At 71.3% G+C, this 14816-nt stretch carries 14 protein-coding genes; 5 read left to right on the top strand and 9 right to left on the bottom strand.

Annotated elements, in window-relative coordinates:
- Position 1: 1 nt before the first annotated feature.
- From ssuE to OG956_RS40305, 4 genes are all read right to left on the bottom strand, one after another.
- A complete protein-coding gene (gene ssuE / locus OG956_RS33220) occupies positions 2-556 on the bottom strand; it encodes an NADPH-dependent FMN reductase (RefSeq protein ID WP_330341715.1) in 555 nt (184 codons plus the stop codon).
- 64 nt (positions 557-620) lie between these two features.
- Positions 621-1841 (bottom strand): acyl-CoA dehydrogenase family protein, encoded by a 1221-nt coding sequence (locus tag OG956_RS33215; RefSeq protein WP_330341714.1) that lies wholly within the window; start codon positions 1839-1841, stop codon positions 621-623.
- A gap of 17 nt (positions 1842-1858) precedes the next feature.
- Positions 1859-2980 (bottom strand): dimethylsulfone monooxygenase SfnG, encoded by a 1122-nt coding sequence (gene sfnG / locus OG956_RS33210; RefSeq protein ID WP_330341713.1) that lies wholly within the window; start codon positions 2978-2980, stop codon positions 1859-1861.
- A gap of 135 nt (positions 2981-3115) precedes the next feature.
- Positions 3116-3193: a putative leader peptide gene (locus OG956_RS40305; RefSeq protein WP_350786652.1), complete on the bottom strand. Its 78-nt coding sequence runs from the start codon at positions 3191-3193 to the stop codon at positions 3116-3118.
- A 143-nt stretch (positions 3194-3336) separates the two neighbouring features.
- Here OG956_RS40305 and OG956_RS33205 point away from each other — a divergent pair, with 143 nt between their 5' ends.
- Entirely contained in the window at positions 3337-4242 is a 906-nt protein-coding gene (locus tag OG956_RS33205; RefSeq protein ID WP_330341712.1) for a LysR family transcriptional regulator, read from the top strand.
- A 25-nt stretch (positions 4243-4267) separates the two neighbouring features.
- On the opposite strand, the gene OG956_RS33200 is transcribed toward OG956_RS33205, so the two are convergent.
- On the bottom strand, positions 4268-4444 hold the full coding sequence (locus OG956_RS33200; RefSeq protein WP_330341711.1) for a hypothetical protein: 177 nt from the start codon (positions 4442-4444) through the stop codon (positions 4268-4270).
- A 239-nt stretch (positions 4445-4683) separates the two neighbouring features.
- Here OG956_RS33200 and OG956_RS33195 point away from each other — a divergent pair, with 239 nt between their 5' ends.
- Positions 4684-5124, top strand: coding sequence for an SPW repeat protein (locus OG956_RS33195; protein ID WP_330341710.1), 441 nt, complete (start codon positions 4684-4686; stop codon positions 5122-5124).
- Between the two features lie 86 nt (positions 5125-5210).
- Here the strand turns inward: OG956_RS33195 and OG956_RS33190 are convergent, their stop codons facing one another.
- On the bottom strand, positions 5211-5978 hold the full coding sequence (locus tag OG956_RS33190; protein WP_330341709.1) for an ArsR/SmtB family transcription factor: 768 nt from the start codon (positions 5976-5978) through the stop codon (positions 5211-5213).
- 223 nt (positions 5979-6201) lie between these two features.
- Positions 6202-7653, bottom strand: a complete 1452-nt coding sequence (locus OG956_RS33185) for an APC family permease (RefSeq protein ID WP_330341708.1) — start codon at positions 7651-7653, stop codon at positions 6202-6204.
- A 118-nt stretch (positions 7654-7771) separates the two neighbouring features.
- Here OG956_RS33185 and OG956_RS33180 point away from each other — a divergent pair, with 118 nt between their 5' ends.
- Both OG956_RS33180 and OG956_RS33175 read left to right on the top strand, forming a co-directional pair.
- The gene (locus OG956_RS33180) at positions 7772-8959 is read left to right on the top strand and encodes an ROK family transcriptional regulator (protein ID WP_330341707.1); all 1188 of its coding nucleotides are present in this window, start codon (positions 7772-7774) and stop codon (positions 8957-8959) included.
- Positions 8960-9134: 175 nt separating this feature from the next.
- Entirely contained in the window at positions 9135-11861 is a 2727-nt protein-coding gene (locus tag OG956_RS33175) for a glycoside hydrolase family 2 protein (protein WP_330341706.1), read from the top strand.
- A 39-nt stretch (positions 11862-11900) separates the two neighbouring features.
- Here OG956_RS33175 and OG956_RS33170 read toward each other — a convergent pair whose 3' ends face one another.
- Positions 11901-13349, bottom strand: a complete 1449-nt coding sequence (locus tag OG956_RS33170; protein WP_330341705.1) for a hydrolase — start codon at positions 13347-13349, stop codon at positions 11901-11903.
- A 214-nt stretch (positions 13350-13563) separates the two neighbouring features.
- Here OG956_RS33170 and OG956_RS33165 point away from each other — a divergent pair, with 214 nt between their 5' ends.
- Positions 13564-13827, top strand: a complete 264-nt coding sequence (locus tag OG956_RS33165; protein WP_330341704.1) for a GlsB/YeaQ/YmgE family stress response membrane protein — start codon at positions 13564-13566, stop codon at positions 13825-13827.
- Positions 13828-13834: 7 nt separating this feature from the next.
- Here the strand turns inward: OG956_RS33165 and OG956_RS33160 are convergent, their stop codons facing one another.
- A complete protein-coding gene (locus tag OG956_RS33160) occupies positions 13835-14611 on the bottom strand; it encodes a GNAT family N-acetyltransferase (protein ID WP_330341703.1) in 777 nt (258 codons plus the stop codon).
- Between the last annotated feature and the right edge of the window lie 205 nt (positions 14612-14816).

Below are 14816 nucleotides of genomic sequence, written 5' to 3'. Positions count from 1 at the left end.
GTCAGCCCGCCGTCGCGAGCGCGGGGACGCGGTCGAGGGCGGCGGAGAACTGGTCCACCACGTGCTCCAGCGCCTCGGCGGTGGCCGGGGCGACGGTCACCGAGCCGTCCTCGCCGACCGTGATGTCCTTGTCGAGGGTGAACCAGCCCTGCAGGACATGTGCGGCGCCCATGGACTGCAGCACCGGGCGCAGCGCGTAGTCGATGGCGAGGACGTGGGCGGTGGATCCTCCGGTGGCGAGCGGCAGCACGGTCTTGCCGGTGAGCGCGTACTGCGGGAGCAGGTCGAGCAGCGCTTTCAGCACGCCGGAGTACGACGCCTTGTAGATGGGCGTGCCGATCAGGACGCCGTCGGCGCGGGCGAACAGGTCGGTGGCCCGGGCGACGGCCGGGTGCCGGAAGTCGGCGCCGAGCAGGGCCTCGGCCGGGATGGTGCGGACGTCCAGCGGGATCACCTGGTGGCCCTGGGCGGTCAGCCGCCGGCCGAGGTGGTGCAGCAGGCGGCCGGTGCGCGAGGAGGCGGAGGGACTGCCGGAGACGGACAGGACGGTGGCCATGGGTGCCTCGTTTCTGGGGTGCGCCGGGCGCCCGTACGGGGACGGGCGCCCGGGGGGAAATCGGTCAGGAGTACCAGGTGGGTTCGGGCAGTTCGCCCTCGAGGACCCAGCGGCCGACCTCGCGGCGCTTGTAGGCGACGGGGTCGTGCAGGGTGTGGGTGCGCACGTTGCGCCAGAACCGGTCCAGGCCCTCGGCAGCCGTGGTGGAGCGGGCGCCGGTCACCTCGAAGATGCGGCTGGTGATCTCCAGCGCGACATCGGTGGCGCGTGCCTTCACCGCCGCCACCCGTACCTCGAACTCGCCGCGCGCCTGCGCGGTCACCGCGTCGGGATCGTCGTGCAGCCGCTGCCCCTCGTCGGCGACCGTGTCGGCGAGCGCTTCCACGGCCCAGAGTTTGGCGGTGAGGTCGCCGTAGGTGTCGATGACGTACGGCTCGTCGACCGCGCGCTCGTGGCCGCCGTGCAGCCAGGCGCGGGACTTCGTACGGGTGTAGGCGGCCGCGGTCTCCAGCGCGCCGGCCGCGATGCCGAGGTAGAAGTTCACGAAGACGAGCTGGATGGTGGGGACGTTGAGGGTGTTGTAGACCCTCGGCCGGAACTCCTTGTCCACGTATCCGGCGGCGCCGGACCACGGGGTGCGGACGCCGTCGAGGGTGACGCTGCCGCTCTCGGTGAGCCGCTGGCCGATGTTGTCCCAGTCGTCGTGGAAGGTGAGCCCCGCGGAGTCGGAGGGCACGATGGCGAAGACGTGCCGGTCGGTGCCCTCGAAGACGCCTTCCAGGACGGTGACGTCGGAGACCCTGCTGCCGGTGGAGAAGGACTTGCGGCCGGTGAAGACCAGGTCGTCACCGTCCTCGGTGACGATCACGTCCTTGTCGCGCGGGTTGACGGCGCCGCCGAAGAACCAGCGGCTGCGGGAGGCCTCGGCCTCCACCTGCTCCCACTGCTCGCGGGTGCCGACCAGTCGGGCGGCCCAGAACCACAGGTAGTGGTAGCCGAGGAGCTGCCCGATCGAACCGTCGGCCTTGGCGATCTCCCGGACGACCCGGTAGGCCGTCGGCCAGTCCTGGCCCCCGCCGCCGTGCTCGGCGGGACCGAGCAGGGTGACGAGGCCGGAGTCCTTCAGCAGCCGGACCTCGGCGTGCGGGGTGGCGCCGGCCTTGTCCCGGGCGGCGGCGTCGGTGGCGAGGACGGCGGCCACCTCGGTGGCGCGGGCGATCCAGTCCTCGGCGCTGCGCGGGGTGGGGAGCGTGGACCAGTCGGTGGGCGTGGCGGTGCTGCTCATGCGGACGACCTCCGGTGTCAGGCGTGGGCGGGGGCGAACTCGGGGTCGGATTCGGGCAGTTGTGCCTCGAGCTCCCGGACGAGCGGCAGCACCCGCCTGCCGAAGTACTCGACCTCCTCGTGGTAGTGCAGGAAGCCGAGCAGGAAGAGGTCGACGCCGAGCTTCCTGTAGGCGACGATCCGCTCGGCGATCTGTTCCGGCGTGCCGATGAGGCCGGTCCTGAAGCCGTCGTTGTACTGGACGAGGTCCTCGAAGGCGGAGTCCTGCCACATGCCCTTCTTGTCGGCGGTGGACTGGCCCGCCTGCTTCACGGCCGCGCCGAAGCCCTCCACCGCCGCGGTGTCGGCCTTGGCGACGATCTCGCGCAGCGTCTCGCGGGCCTCGGCCTCGGTGTCCCGGGCGATGAGGAAGCCGTTGAGGCCGAACCTCGGAGCCTCGCGGCCGGCTTCGGCGGCGGAGGCACGCACGTCCTCGATCTGCTCGACGACGCCGTCGAAGTCCTTGCCGTTGGAGAAGTACCAGTCGGAGACCCGGCCGGCCATCCGCCGGGCGGCGGTGGAGTTGCCGCCCTGGAAGATCTCCGGGTGCGGCCGTCCGGGTGCGGCGAGCGGCTTGGGTTTGAGGGAGAAGTCCCGCAACCGGTAGAAGTCCCCGGCGAGTTCGGCGTGGTCCTCGGTCCAGATCCGGCGCAGGGCGGTGATGAACTCCTCGGAGCGGCGGTAGCACTCGTCGTGCTCGAGCCAGGGCTCGCCGAGGGCGGTGAACTCGTCCTTGAACCAGCCGGACACGACGTTCACCGCGAAGCGGCCGCCGGACAGGTGGTCGGCGGTGGCGCCGAGTTTGGCGAGGACACCGGGGTGCCACAGCCCGGGGTGGACGGCGGCGATGACCTTCAGACGCCGGGTGGCGAGCAGCAGGGCGAGGCTGAAGCTGGTCGACTCGTGCTGGTACTCGGCGCCGTAGCTGGCCATGTAGCGGACCTGGCTGAGGGCGTACTCGAAACCGTTCTCCTCGGCGAGGACGGCGAGTTCGCGGTTGTAGTCGTATCCCCAGTCGGTGCGCTGTTCGATCGTGCTGGTGACGAGTCCCCCACTGACATTGGGAACCCAGTAGGCGAATTTCACGGGCGCTGCGGGCATGCGTGACTCCTGGTGCGGAATTGCTCGAAGGATTTCCCGGGCACGCCGAATTCCAGGTACGGGAAAACACCGGAAGACGTCGGGCGGTGCCGGAGGTGGAGCGGGGAGCGGCGGATCGGGAGCGGGGTCGGGCGATCAGGCCGCGGCGCAACAGGAGGCGCTGGAGACGCGCGCGAGGTCGACATGGCGTCGCCGCGTGAGGTCCAGTCGCATCGTCATGCCGTCGATCGTGGCAGCCGTCGGCGAGCGCCGTCAAGGAAAACCCGACCATTCTCGTATGGCGGACCATTGAATTTCACGAAGGCGTGACAGGAAAACCCTTGAACCGGGTCCTTGTGCGCGTGCATTCTGCGGCGGTGCGGACCGAACAGCTGGAATACATAGCGGCCGTCACCAGGCTCGGCTCACTGCGCCGGGCGGCCGACGAACTGCGCCTGTCCCAACCCGCGTTGAGCGAGACCGTGCGGAACCTGGAGCGGGAACTCGGGGTCGACCTGCTGGAGCGGAAGCGCTCGGGGGCCACGATGAGCGCGGCCGGGCGGGAGCTGCTGCCGCACATCGTGGGTGTGCTGGAGGCGGTGGACCGGCTGCGGGCGGCGGCCGGCGAGCAGCACCGCATCAGCCGCATGGTGCGCGTCGGCACGGTCAACGCGGCGACCGTGCCGCTGCTGATTCCGGTCCTGCGGGAGTTCCGGGCGGCGCATCCGGTCACCCAGGTGGAGGTGGTGGGCGCGCAGCAGACGGAGATCCAGCGCGGGCTCGTCGAGGGCGGGTTCGACCTGGGGCTGGTCAATCACCTGGACGGCGACGACGTACCGGCCGGCGTGGAGTCCACGGAACTGCTGCGCGGCCGCCCGGTGGTGTGCCTGCGCCCGGACAGCCCGCTCGCCGCACTGCCGGCGGTCGGCGCCGACGACCTGCTCGGTGTGCCGCTGATCGCGATGCGTACCGGCTATGTGATGCACCGGTATGTGCACCGGCTGCTGTCCGGCCGTACGCCGGTGTTCTCCTACTCGACGGACGGTGCGGAGATGGGCAAGCTCATGGTCGCCGAGGGCCTCGGGGCGACGGTGCTGCCGGACTTCAGTGTCGTCGGTGATCCGCTGGAGCGGTCCGGGGCGGTCGTCTGGCGGCCGATCGCCGGCGACACCACCCGGGTGCTGCTGATGCTGCAGCGCCGCCGGGCGGAGTCGGTGCCGCGGGCGGCCCGGGACCTGCACGCGGCGTTCGTGCGCCGGGCGCGGGAGCTGCCGCCGGTGTGACATCCGCTCCGGTCGCGCGATCCCGTCAGCCTCGGCCGTCCTCGTCCGGGGTCTCGGCCACCACGAGGAAGGCGTCGGACTTCAGGTCCATCACCACGGTCACCCGCTCGCCCTCGGCGCGGCGCGCGGCCGCGTACTCCTCCGCGGGCCAGGATCCTCGCGGGGCCCCGGCGGGGAACCGCTCCAGCACCTTCGCCTCCATGACGGCCGGTCACCTCCGCAGTCGACAGCGATCGGAATGTACATCCTGTACTTCTCCCCTGCCCGGAATCAGCGCGGCCATGTCACTCCGTGTCCGCCCCTCACCCGGTCGGCACGCGTGGTCACAACAACATCACAGGCCTACACATAAAGAAAAAATAAGAGCAAAATGGGCGTATGTGGTGCCACCTGCGCATCACACCAGACGCGATCTGGCCTGCAAGTCAAAGGAGACGAGACATGGCCAACGTGCACAGGGGTGACATATCGACCCACCCCGATGTCTCCGAAATGCGGGCACGCTACGCCCGCATGCTCGGCGGTCGAGATGTGGCGCTCGTGGACGGCCCGGTCTTCCTGCTCGGCCTCTACTGCGCGGCATCTCCGTGGATCGTGCACTACACGGCGAGCCAGCCCGCGCTCATGACCCACAACCTGATCATGGGCATCGCGATAGGTCTGCTGGCCCTCGGATTCAGCCGGGCCCCCGAGCGGATGTACGGCCTGAGCTGGGCCATGTGCGCCATGGGCATCTGGCTGATCATCGCCCCCTGGATCGTGGGCAGCGGCCCGGACCAGGGAGTGATCATCAACAACGTCGTCATCGGCGCGCTGGCGCTCGTCCTCGGACTGGTCTGCGCCGGTACGGCGGCGCGCAGCACCCCCGCCCCCCGGCCGTGACCGGAGACGCGAGGAAAGGAAGCACAGGAAGAACCGGCAGCACGAGAGGCCGGTCCGCCCAGGCGGACCGGCCTCTCGCATCCCGCTCAGCGGGCCGGCACCAGCCAGGGCTCCTGCGGCAGGGTCCGGCCGGTCTCCAGCAGGGACTTGAGGTTGGACAGCACGGCCGGCCAGCCCCCGGCGACGTCCGAGCGCTCACCCTCGTCGTTCAGGTCCTCGTGCACGACCGTCAGCCGGACGATGTCCTGGTAGGGGACGATCTCGAAGGTGACGCGTGAGTGCCGGTCCTCCTGATCCTCCTGGGCGGGCGCGGCCCAGGTGGTGACCAGGCGGGTCGGCGGCTCGCTCTCCACGACCCTGCCGACCACGTCCGCGACGCCGGAGCCGTCGGTGCGCACATGCGCCCAGCGGGATCCCGGCTGCCAGTCGGACTCGTTGCGGTGACCCCAGTAGGCGGCCGTCAGGTCCGCGTCGGTGAGCGCCTCCCAGACCTTCTCGGGTGTGCTCGCGATGTAGGTGACGTACACGAAACTCGGCTTGTCGGTCATGGCTTCCTCGGCTCGTCGCTTCAGGGCGCCGAGCGCGCTCAGGCGCGGGCGCTCGAACTTGTCGATCCACCGCTCCTGGATCTCGTGGAGCGGTACGGGGTTGAGGTAGTGCAGCTTCTCCCGCCCCCGCCGCACGGTGCTGATCAGGTTGGCGGCCTCCAGGACGGCCAGGTGCTGGGTGACCGACTGCCGGGTCATGGCGATGCGTTCGCACAGCTCGCCCAGGGTCTGGCCGTTGTTCTCGTGGAGCCGGTCCAGCAGGCGCCTGCGCGTGTCGTCCGCCAGCGCCTTGAAGACCCTGTCCATCCCGGTGTCGTCCTCTGATCGCACACTCAACGTTATGCAGGCAATTACTTGCATGTCAAGGATGAGGAGGTCCCGCCACACGGCGCGGGGCCCTTCGGTTCCGGACGGTGCATGCGAAAGCCTCCCCGCGGACTCGGGTCCGGTGCGGGGAGGCCACCGCTGAACGGCTGCGACGAGGGGCCTGTCGGCGTGTCGTGACGAGGGGCCGGTGAAGGTCCTCGGGTCAGCCCGTGGGCGCCACGTCCGGGTCCGCGCCCGCCAGGTAGTCCTCGCTGATCTCCTTCGCCCCGAACGGCCACACCTTCTCCAGCCGCGCCCACACGACGTAGGCCACGCAGCCGAGGGCCAGCCAGGCCAGGGACCACTCGATGGGGTGGCGGCCCGGGGAGTTCCTGTCGGCGTAGCCGTAGATCACGCACCAGCCCGCGAACGCGACCACGCTCGGCAGCGGGTAGAGCCACATCCGGTACGGGCGGCGCAGTCCCGGCTGGCGTCTGCGCAGCACGGTCAGGGCCACGATCTGGGCGAGCGCCTGCACGATCACCATGACCGTGGTGAGCAGCTGGATCAGCGTCGCCAGGTCGGTGTGCCGGCCGATCAGGAACCCGACCGCGGTGATCACCCCCATGGTCGCGAGGCCCAGCATCGGGAAACGGTGCCGGGGGTGCAGCCTCTCGTACGGCCGGAAGAAGACGCGGTCCCGGGCCGCGTCGTACGGCACCCGGGAGCCGCCGAGCAGGCCGGTGAAGACGGAGGCGAAGGCCGTGACCAGGATGAGCACGGTCACCGTGTCGGCGGCGCCCTTGCCCCAGGTGTCCTCCAGGACCGCCGAGGCGACCGAGGTGGAGGCGATGTCGTGCGCGTCGGTCATCCGGTGCCAGTCGACGACGCCGAGGGTGCCGATCTGCAGCAGCAGATAGATCGTCATGATGCCGGCGATGGACAGCAGGATGGAACGCGGGAGCGTGCGGCCGGGGTCCTTGATCTCCGCGCCCATGTACGCGGTGGTGTTGTAGCCGAGGTAGTCGTAGATGCCGATGGTCAGGCCCGCGGCGAAGCCGAGCCAGAAGTGGTCGCTCGTCAGGTCGAAGGCGCCCGGCGGGTAGGTGAAGGCCCGGTGCGGGCTGAAGTCGGTGGCCGCGGCGACGATCACCATCAGCACCGAGGCGATCATCACGGTCCACATCACGGCCGTGATCCGGGCGATGTGCTCGATGCCGCGCCAGAGCAGGAGCACCACCAGGGCGATGATGCCGAGGCCGATCAGGTCGCCCGCGGTCCGCCCGAGGTGCGGGGCGAGATAGCCCAGGTACTGCACGAAGCCGACGACGCCCGTGGACATGATCAGCGGGATGAACAGCATCGCCGTCCACACGAACAGGAACGGCATCAGCCGGCCGGTGCGGTACTGGAAGGCCTGCCGCAGATAGACGTAACTGCCGCCGGAGCCCGGCATCGAGGCGCCCAGCTCGGCCCAGACCAGTCCGTCGGCGAGCGCGAGGACGGCGCCCGCGACGAAGCCGATGACCGCCTGGGGGCCGTCGAACGCGGCGACCATGAGCGGGATCGTCACGAACGGCCCGATGCCGCACATCTGGCTCATGTTGATGGCCGTGGCCTGGAACAGGCCGACGCGGCGGACGAAACCACCCGTGGGTGGCGGGCTACCGGACATGGGGGCTCCTGACGCCACGGGCGCGCTCGACGGCGCCCGGCGGGCTGACTGGGCGATAAAGTTAAGGAGCCTTACTAGACGCGTCAAGTACGCGGCGGGAATAGCCGAGAATGGTCCGATGGCCGCCTGGGACGTCGAAGAGCAGCAAGCACAGCCCTGGAGCCGCCGGCGGCTGCGCAGCACCAACGAGCGGCTCCTGCTGGACCGGCTGCGCGCCCTCGGCGCCGCCTCCCGCGCCCAACTGGCCCGGGAGACGGGCCTGTCGAAGCCGACGGTCTCCAGCGCGCTGGCCTCCCTCGAGACGGCCGGTCTGGTCCACGAGGTCGGCACCCACGCCCCGGAACGCGGCCGCACCGCCGTGCTGTACGCCCCCGACCCGGCCGCGGGGCACGCCCTCGGCGTGGACATCGGCCGGGGCTGGCTGCGGGTGGCGGTCGCCGACCTCGACGGCACCCTCGTCGCCCGCACCGACGTACGCAACCGGGCCCGCACCTCGGCCGCGCTGGCCGACCTGGTCGTGGACACCGCCCGTCAGGTGATCGCGGGTTCCGGCGTGGATCCGGCCGAGGTGGTGCACGGGGTGGTCGGCACGCCCGGGGTCTACGACGAGAAACAGCGCCGGGTGCGGTACGCGATGCATCTGCCGGGCTGGGGGCGCGCGGGGCTCGTCGACCGGATGCGCGAGGAACTGGGCGTACCGCTGGAGGTGCACAACGACGCCAATCTGGCCGCGCTCGGCGAGTACACGTACGGCGTCGGCGCGGGCAGCCGACTGTTCGCGTACATCCTGATCGGCACCGGACTCGGCATGGGCGTGGTCAGCGAGGGGCGGCTGTTCACGGGGGCCCACGGACTGGCCGGTGAGATCGGCTTCCTGCCCTGGCCGGGCCGGCAGAAGCCGGAGCGGCTGGAGGACGCGGTGTCCGGGGTGGCCGTGGTGGAGGCCGCCCGGGAGTTCGGGATGAGCGGCCAGCTCACGGCGAAGGCGGTGTTCGACGCGGCCCGGCGGGGCCATCCCGCGGCCCGGCTGGCGGTGGAACTGGAGGGCGAGCGGATCGCGCACACCGTGGCGGCGGCCGCCGCGGTGCTCGACCCGGATCTGGTGGTGCTCGGCGGCGGCGTCGGCCACAGCGTCGACCTGCTGCTGCGCCCGGTCCAGGAGCGGGTGCGCGCCCTCACCCCGCTGCGCCCGCGGATCGCGCCGAGCCGGCTGGGCGAGGACGCCGTGCTGCTCGGCGCGGTCGCCACGGCACTGGACACGGCCCGGGATCTGGTCTTCGCACGCAGGACCGGCGCCGGAGCCTGACCGCCCGGGAAGCCGCCCGCGTGCCATGCTCCTCCGCGGGCAGGTCCCGAACGGCGGCCTGACTGACGGGCCTTCACCCGACACTGCTCCCGCGGTCGTTGACACGCCCCGCACGCCCCCTTACCTTGAGGCAGGTTAGTAAAGTTTCCTAACTTTAGGTCGCCGGGAGTCCGCCATGCCTCCTCGCCCCGCCCCCGCCCGCCGGTACGCCGTGGCGGCGCTGGCCCTCGGCCTGCTCGGCTCCCTGGCCGGCGGCGCCTGGGCCGGGGCCCGGCCACCGTCACCGCCGCAGCTGCCGCTGACGGCCCGGACCACCCGTGTCCCGTCCGCGGCCGGCACCGAGACCCCGCTCGCCGGGTACGCCATCCAGTCCTCGGCGAAGGTGACCGACTCCCCGGAAGCCGTCTCCTCCCCCGGCTATCCGGCGAAGGGCTGGTATCCGGCGGGCCCCCGCTCCACCGTGCTGGCCGCGCTGCTCGCCGACGGCGTGTACGCCGACCCGTTCTTCTCCACCAACCAGCAGAAGATCCCGCGGGCCGACTTCCAGGTCCCCTGGTGGTACCGCTCCGACTTCACCGTCGAGGACACCGCACGCCGGACCTACCTCGACCTCAGCGGGGTGATCTCGGCGGCCGACGTCTACGTCAACGGCCACCGGGCGGCGACGGCCGCGGAGGTCACCGGGGCCTACACGCGCCACGAGCTGGACGTCACCTCGCTGGTCAGGCCCGGCGCGAACACGGTCGCCCTCCGCGTCCGGCCCAACGATCCCGACGCGGACCTCACCATGGGCTGGATCGACTGGCTCCAGCCGCCGCCCGACCGCAACATGGGGATCGTCCGGGACGTGCTGGTGCGCCGGGGCGGCCCGGTGGCCCTGCGCGACGCACATGTCATCACCAAGCTCGCCGTGCCGTCGCTCGCCTCCGCCGACCTGACCGTGAAGGCGCGGGCCCGCAACGAGACCGGCACCCCGGTCACCGCCGAGATCACCGGCCGCATCGGCGCCACGGCGTTCACCCGGCGGGTCGCGCTGGCCGCCCACGAGACGAAGACCGTCGCCTTCTCCCCCGCCGACACCCCGGGCCTGCACCTCACCTCGCCCAAGGTGTGGTGGCCGGCCGGGATGGGCGGGCAGCCGCTGTACACCCTGGACCTCACCGCCTCTGTCGCCGGTACGACGTCGGACACCGCGCGCGAGAGCTTCGGCATCCGTGACGTCCGGGCGCCGCTGGACGCGGACGGCGCGCGCCAGTACCGGATCAACGGCCGCAGGCTGCTGATCAAGGGCGGCGGCTGGTCACCGGACGAGTTCCTGCGCTGGGACCGCGGCTACACCGAGGACCGGCTGAAGTACGCCGTCGACCTGGGGCTGAACACCATCCGCCTGGAAGGCCATCTGGAGCCGGACGAGTTCTTCGACCTGGCCGACCGCTACGGCGTCCTCACGCTGCCGGGCTGGGAGTGCTGCGACAAGTGGGAGGGCCAGGTCAACGGCAGCGAGACCGGCGACAAGTGGACGCAGGCCGACTATCCGGTGGCGCAGGCGTCCATGGCCGCCGAGGCTGCCCGGCTGCGCGACCACCCGAGCGTGATCTCCTTCCTCGTCGGCAGCGACTTCGCCCCCGACGCGAGGATCGAGAAGACCTACCTGGACGCCCTGAAGGCCGCCGACTGGCCCGACCCGGTGGTCTCCGCCGCCTCGGACAAGTCCTCGCCGCAGCTGGGGAGTTCGGGCATGAAGATGACCGGGCCCTACGACTGGGTGCCGCCCGCCTACTGGTACGCCAAGCGCGAGGGCGGGGCCACCGGCTTCAACTCCGAGACCAGCGCGGGCCCGAGCATCCCCACCCTCGACACGCTGCGCCGCATGCTGACCCCGGCGGAACGGGACACCCTCTGGAAGAACCCGGACGAACGGCAGTACCACCGCTCGCCCTCCCCGGTCTTCGGCACGCTGAAGATCTACGACGCCGCCCTCACCGGCCGCTACGGCGCCCCGAGGAGCCTCGCCGACTACGTCCGCAAGGCCCAGCTGGCCCAGTACGAGAACGTCCGCGCCCAGTTCGAGGCGTACGACCGCAACGCCACGGACGCGTCGAAGCCGTCGACCGGGGTCATCCACTGGATGTTCGACAGCGGCTGGACCTCTCTGCACTGGCAGCTGACGGACCGCTACCTCGACCAGGGCGGCGCCTACTTCGGCGCGAAGAAGGCGAACGAGCCGCTGCACATCCAGTACTCCTACGACAACCGCTCGGTCGTCGTCGTCAACCACCATCACACCTCCGCCACCGGACTCACCGCACGGGCCACGCTGTTCGACCCCGATGGCACCCAGCGGTACGACAGGACCGTGACCGGCCTGACGGTGCCCGGCGACGGCGCGCACGGTACCGCTCTCACCCTGCCGTCGTCGGTGAGCGGCCTCGCGTCGACGTATCTGGTCCGCCTGGTGCTGACGGACGCGGACGGCAAGGAGGTGAGCCGGAACGTGTACTGGCTCTCCACCCGGCCCGACACGCTCGACTGGAGCGGCACCACCTGGTACTACACGCCGACGACCGGCTACGCCGACCTGACGGGGCTCGCCTCGATGGCGCAGGCGCCGGTGACGGCGACCGCGGCGACCCGGTCGTCGGACGGCACGTCGACCACGACGGTCACCCTGCGGAACACCGGCAACGGAAAGACCCCGGCGCTGCTGACGGACGTCCACCTCGTGGACGGGCGGGGCGAGCCGGTGCTGCCGGTGCGCTGGTCGGACAACGAGGTGAGCCTGTGGCCGGGCGAGTCGGTGACGCTGACCGCCACCTTCCGGACGGCCGATCTGCACGGCTCGGCGCCGGGTGTGCGCATCTCCGGCTGGAACACCCCGGAGCGGACGGTGCCGGCGGCCTGAGCAGGCGGGGGCGGGCCGGTGCGGCCCGCCCCGGCCGGGTCAGCCGACGGTGAGCGCGGTGTCGTCCACGACGAACGACGTCTGGTACTGGGAGCCCTCGGTGCCGGTGAACTTCAGGGTGACGGTCTGCCCGGCGTAGCCGCCGAGGTTGAAGCTGCGCTGGGTGTAGCCGGAGGCGGCGTTGAGGTTCGAGTACGTCGCCAGGGTGCCGAGGACCGTGCCCGAGCTGTTCAGCACCTGGACCTTGAGGGTGTCGTAGGCGGTGCTGGTCGAGGTCTCGGCCGTGTCGATGTGCAGCCAGAAGCTGAGCGTCGCCGACGAGCAGCCGGACGGGATGGTCACCGACTGGGACAGGGTGTCCGTGGTGGCGGTGCCGTAGCCGTCGAGCCAGGCGTAGTACGAGCCCGAACGGGCCTTCTCGCCGGTCGCGTTGGTGATGACCCCGCTGCTGGCGCTCCAGGTGCTGCTGCCCGACTCGAAGCCCGGGTTGCCGAGCAGCTGGCCGGCGGCGCAGGTGCCGGTGCCACCCCCGCCGCCGCTGGTGCCGCCGGTGCCGGAGAGCCACGCGGTGGCGTTCAGGGCGAGGGCGGCGTTGGTGGCGCCGGAGTCGTTCCAGCCGTCGTACAGGGTGTTGCCGGACTGGCCGGTGCCGTCGTCGATCGGGGAGCTGTCGCCCCAGAAGGCGACCCGGCCGCTGCCGAAGGTGCTGGTGAGGAAGAAGGCGCCGGTGTTGCCGGAGTAACCGGAGCGGTAGACCAGGCCCTTGACGTCCGGGTTGTCCGACGGCTTGAGGGTCGCGGTCGTGCCGTCGGCGATGAGGCTCTTGGTGACCGTGCCGAAGGAGCCGTGCAGCACCGGGTCGGTGCTGTCGTTGATCGCGGCCGGGTAGCCGGAGGAGATGTCGAGGGAGTCGATGGAGAAGCCGAACGGGTCGGTGGAGTCGACGCTGTTGTTCGTCATCAGGTCGTTGAGGATCTCGACCGCGTCTTCGCCGTCGTTGTTGCGGTCGGCTCCGGTGTGGTCGGAGATCATGAACAGACCGCCGCCGTTCTTCACGAAGTTCATGATCGCCGTCTTCTCGGCGCTCGTGAACAGCGTGTTCGGTTCGGGCAGGACCAGCGTGTCGAAGTTCGACAGGTCGGTCGAGGACGAGCCGCCGTAGCTGAGGGCGGCGCCCGACGGCAGCGTCTTCAGGCTGTAGCTGCCGGTCTTCTGCAGCGCCACGCCCCAGGAGGACAGGGCGCCGGTCCAGTCGGTCTCGGCGGACGGGGAGGGATTCTGGCCCAGCGGGTCGGGCTGACTGGTGGAGATGATCCAGTCGGCGTTCCCGGCCGTCTCGGCGTGGGCGTTGTCGAACAGGATGCGGTGCGTCGTCGCCGCGTGGGCGGCGGTGCCGCTGCCGACCTGGACGGCGGCTCCGGTCAGGAGCAGCCCGAAACCGGCCAGGGCGGTGGTGAGTCTGCGGCGGGATCTGAGGGATCCAGGCATCCGGCGAACCTCCGTGAGGGGGTGGGGAGAGGCGGTGGGGGCGCCCAAGTCTGCGCGCGTAGAGCGTGCTTGAGGGTTCTACACGCGTCGATTGGTTGAAAGGTACATGGCATGAAGGGCCGGTGAACAGAAAGTCCCGGCAATAACCGGAGCGGACTGCCTGCGCCCACAGCGGGAAGACGATGAGCGGGAGGCGACACCACAAGGGGTGGACATGCATATCTCCGGCATCCTCAGCGCCATCGTCATCGGCCTCGTCATCGGCATACTGGGCCGCCTGGTCGTGCCCGGCCGGCAGCACATCGGCATCCTGTGGACCATCGTCGTCGGCATCGTGGCCGCGCTGCTGGGCTCGGCGATCGCCGCCGGGTTCGGGGTCGCGGACACCAAGGGGCCCGACTGGATCGAGTGGTTCATCCAGATCGCGCTGGCCGCAGTCGGGATCGCGGCACTGGACCGCTCCCGCGTAAGCCGCTGACGCGCCGTCAGCCGCCGTACAGGTACGGCGTCGTGGTGCTCAGCGCGTGGAAGCCGAGCCGCTCCAGGATGGGGCGGCTCGTCGGTGCGGCGTCGACCTGGAGGTAGCGGTAGCCGAGGGCGGCGGCGACGCGGGCACGGTGGGCCACCAGGGCGCGGTAGACGCCCCGGCCCCGCCAGTGCTCGACGGTGCCGCCGCCCCACAGGCCGGCGAACCGGGCGCCGGGCGTCAGTTCCATGCGGGCGGAGCTGACGGGTTCGTCCCCGGCGAGCGCGACCACGGCGACCACGGTGCCGGGGCCGTCGGCCAGGTGGGCGAGCAGCCGGTGCCGCAGCCGGGTACCGTCGGTGCCGAAGGCCTTCTCGTGGACGTCCACGACGAGGTCGACACCGGCCGGGTCCGCGACCTGCACGAGCCGGACGCCGGCGGGCGGTTCGGCGTCAAGGGCGAGCCGGCCGGTCTCGCCGATCATCAGGGTCTCCTCGGGCTCGGCGCGGAATCCCGCGGCGAGGAGCCGGGCGCCGAGGTCGTGCGGCCGGTCGTGGCCGTAGAGCTTCCACTCGAAGTCGCGGCCGAGGCTCGTGAAGTACGCGACCTGGTCCCGGATCGCCCGGTCCGCGCCCGCCGCGTCCAGGGCGGACCAGAGCACGCCGTTCCACCCCTGCGGGTCCGCGACATGACGCACCACCGCACCGGCCCGCTCGATCCGGGCACCGGGGCCGTCGGGAGCCGCGTTCTCTCGCATGTCCCGGTCGTAGAGGGCGAGCACCGCCGAATGATCCATGCGCAGCACTCGATCACGCCCGGCGCGTCCGGGGCAACGGGATTATCCCCCGAGCCGCCTGGCGCACGCGGGGCGGCGAGCCAGGCGCGGAGCCGGCCGGGTTTGCGGGGAGGCAGCCGAGACGCGCCTTGACGCGGCCGGCGCCGCTGGAGGAGGGCTGCCTCGCGCGGTACGCCGGTCCGTCGGCCGCTCGGTCAGCTGCCCG

The sequence above is a fragment of the Streptomyces sp. NBC_00557 genome, from assembly GCF_036345995.1.
Classification (GTDB): Bacteria; Actinomycetota; Actinomycetes; order Streptomycetales; family Streptomycetaceae; genus Streptomyces.
This window is presented reverse-complemented; position numbering and strand designations above follow the sequence as displayed.

Excerpts from the sequence above, each read along its gene's own strand:
- OG956_RS33175 (WP_330341706.1), top strand. The coding sequence starts at position 9,135 with ATGCCTCCTCGCCCCGCCCCCGCCCGCCGGTACGCCGTGGCGGCGCTG.
- OG956_RS33170 (WP_330341705.1), bottom strand. The coding sequence starts at position 13,349 with ATGCCTGGATCCCTCAGATCCCGCCGCAGACTCACCACCGCCCTGGCC.
- OG956_RS33185 (WP_330341708.1), bottom strand. The coding sequence starts at position 7,653 with ATGTCCGGTAGCCCGCCACCCACGGGTGGTTTCGTCCGCCGCGTCGGC.
- ssuE (WP_330341715.1), bottom strand. The coding sequence starts at position 556 with ATGGCCACCGTCCTGTCCGTCTCCGGCAGTCCCTCCGCCTCCTCGCGC.
- OG956_RS33215 (WP_330341714.1), bottom strand. The coding sequence starts at position 1,841 with ATGAGCAGCACCGCCACGCCCACCGACTGGTCCACGCTCCCCACCCCG.
- OG956_RS33160 (WP_330341703.1), bottom strand. The coding sequence starts at position 14,611 with ATGGATCATTCGGCGGTGCTCGCCCTCTACGACCGGGACATGCGAGAG.
- OG956_RS33180 (WP_330341707.1), top strand. The coding sequence starts at position 7,772 with ATGGCCGCCTGGGACGTCGAAGAGCAGCAAGCACAGCCCTGGAGCCGC.
- OG956_RS40305 (WP_350786652.1), bottom strand. The coding sequence starts at position 3,193 with ATGCGACTGGACCTCACGCGGCGACGCCATGTCGACCTCGCGCGCGTC.
- sfnG (WP_330341713.1), bottom strand. The coding sequence starts at position 2,980 with ATGCCCGCAGCGCCCGTGAAATTCGCCTACTGGGTTCCCAATGTCAGT.
- OG956_RS33190 (WP_330341709.1), bottom strand. The coding sequence starts at position 5,978 with ATGGACAGGGTCTTCAAGGCGCTGGCGGACGACACGCGCAGGCGCCTG.
- OG956_RS33200 (WP_330341711.1), bottom strand. The coding sequence starts at position 4,444 with ATGGAGGCGAAGGTGCTGGAGCGGTTCCCCGCCGGGGCCCCGCGAGGA.
- OG956_RS33195 (WP_330341710.1), top strand. The coding sequence starts at position 4,684 with ATGGCCAACGTGCACAGGGGTGACATATCGACCCACCCCGATGTCTCC.
- OG956_RS33165 (WP_330341704.1), top strand. The coding sequence starts at position 13,564 with ATGCATATCTCCGGCATCCTCAGCGCCATCGTCATCGGCCTCGTCATC.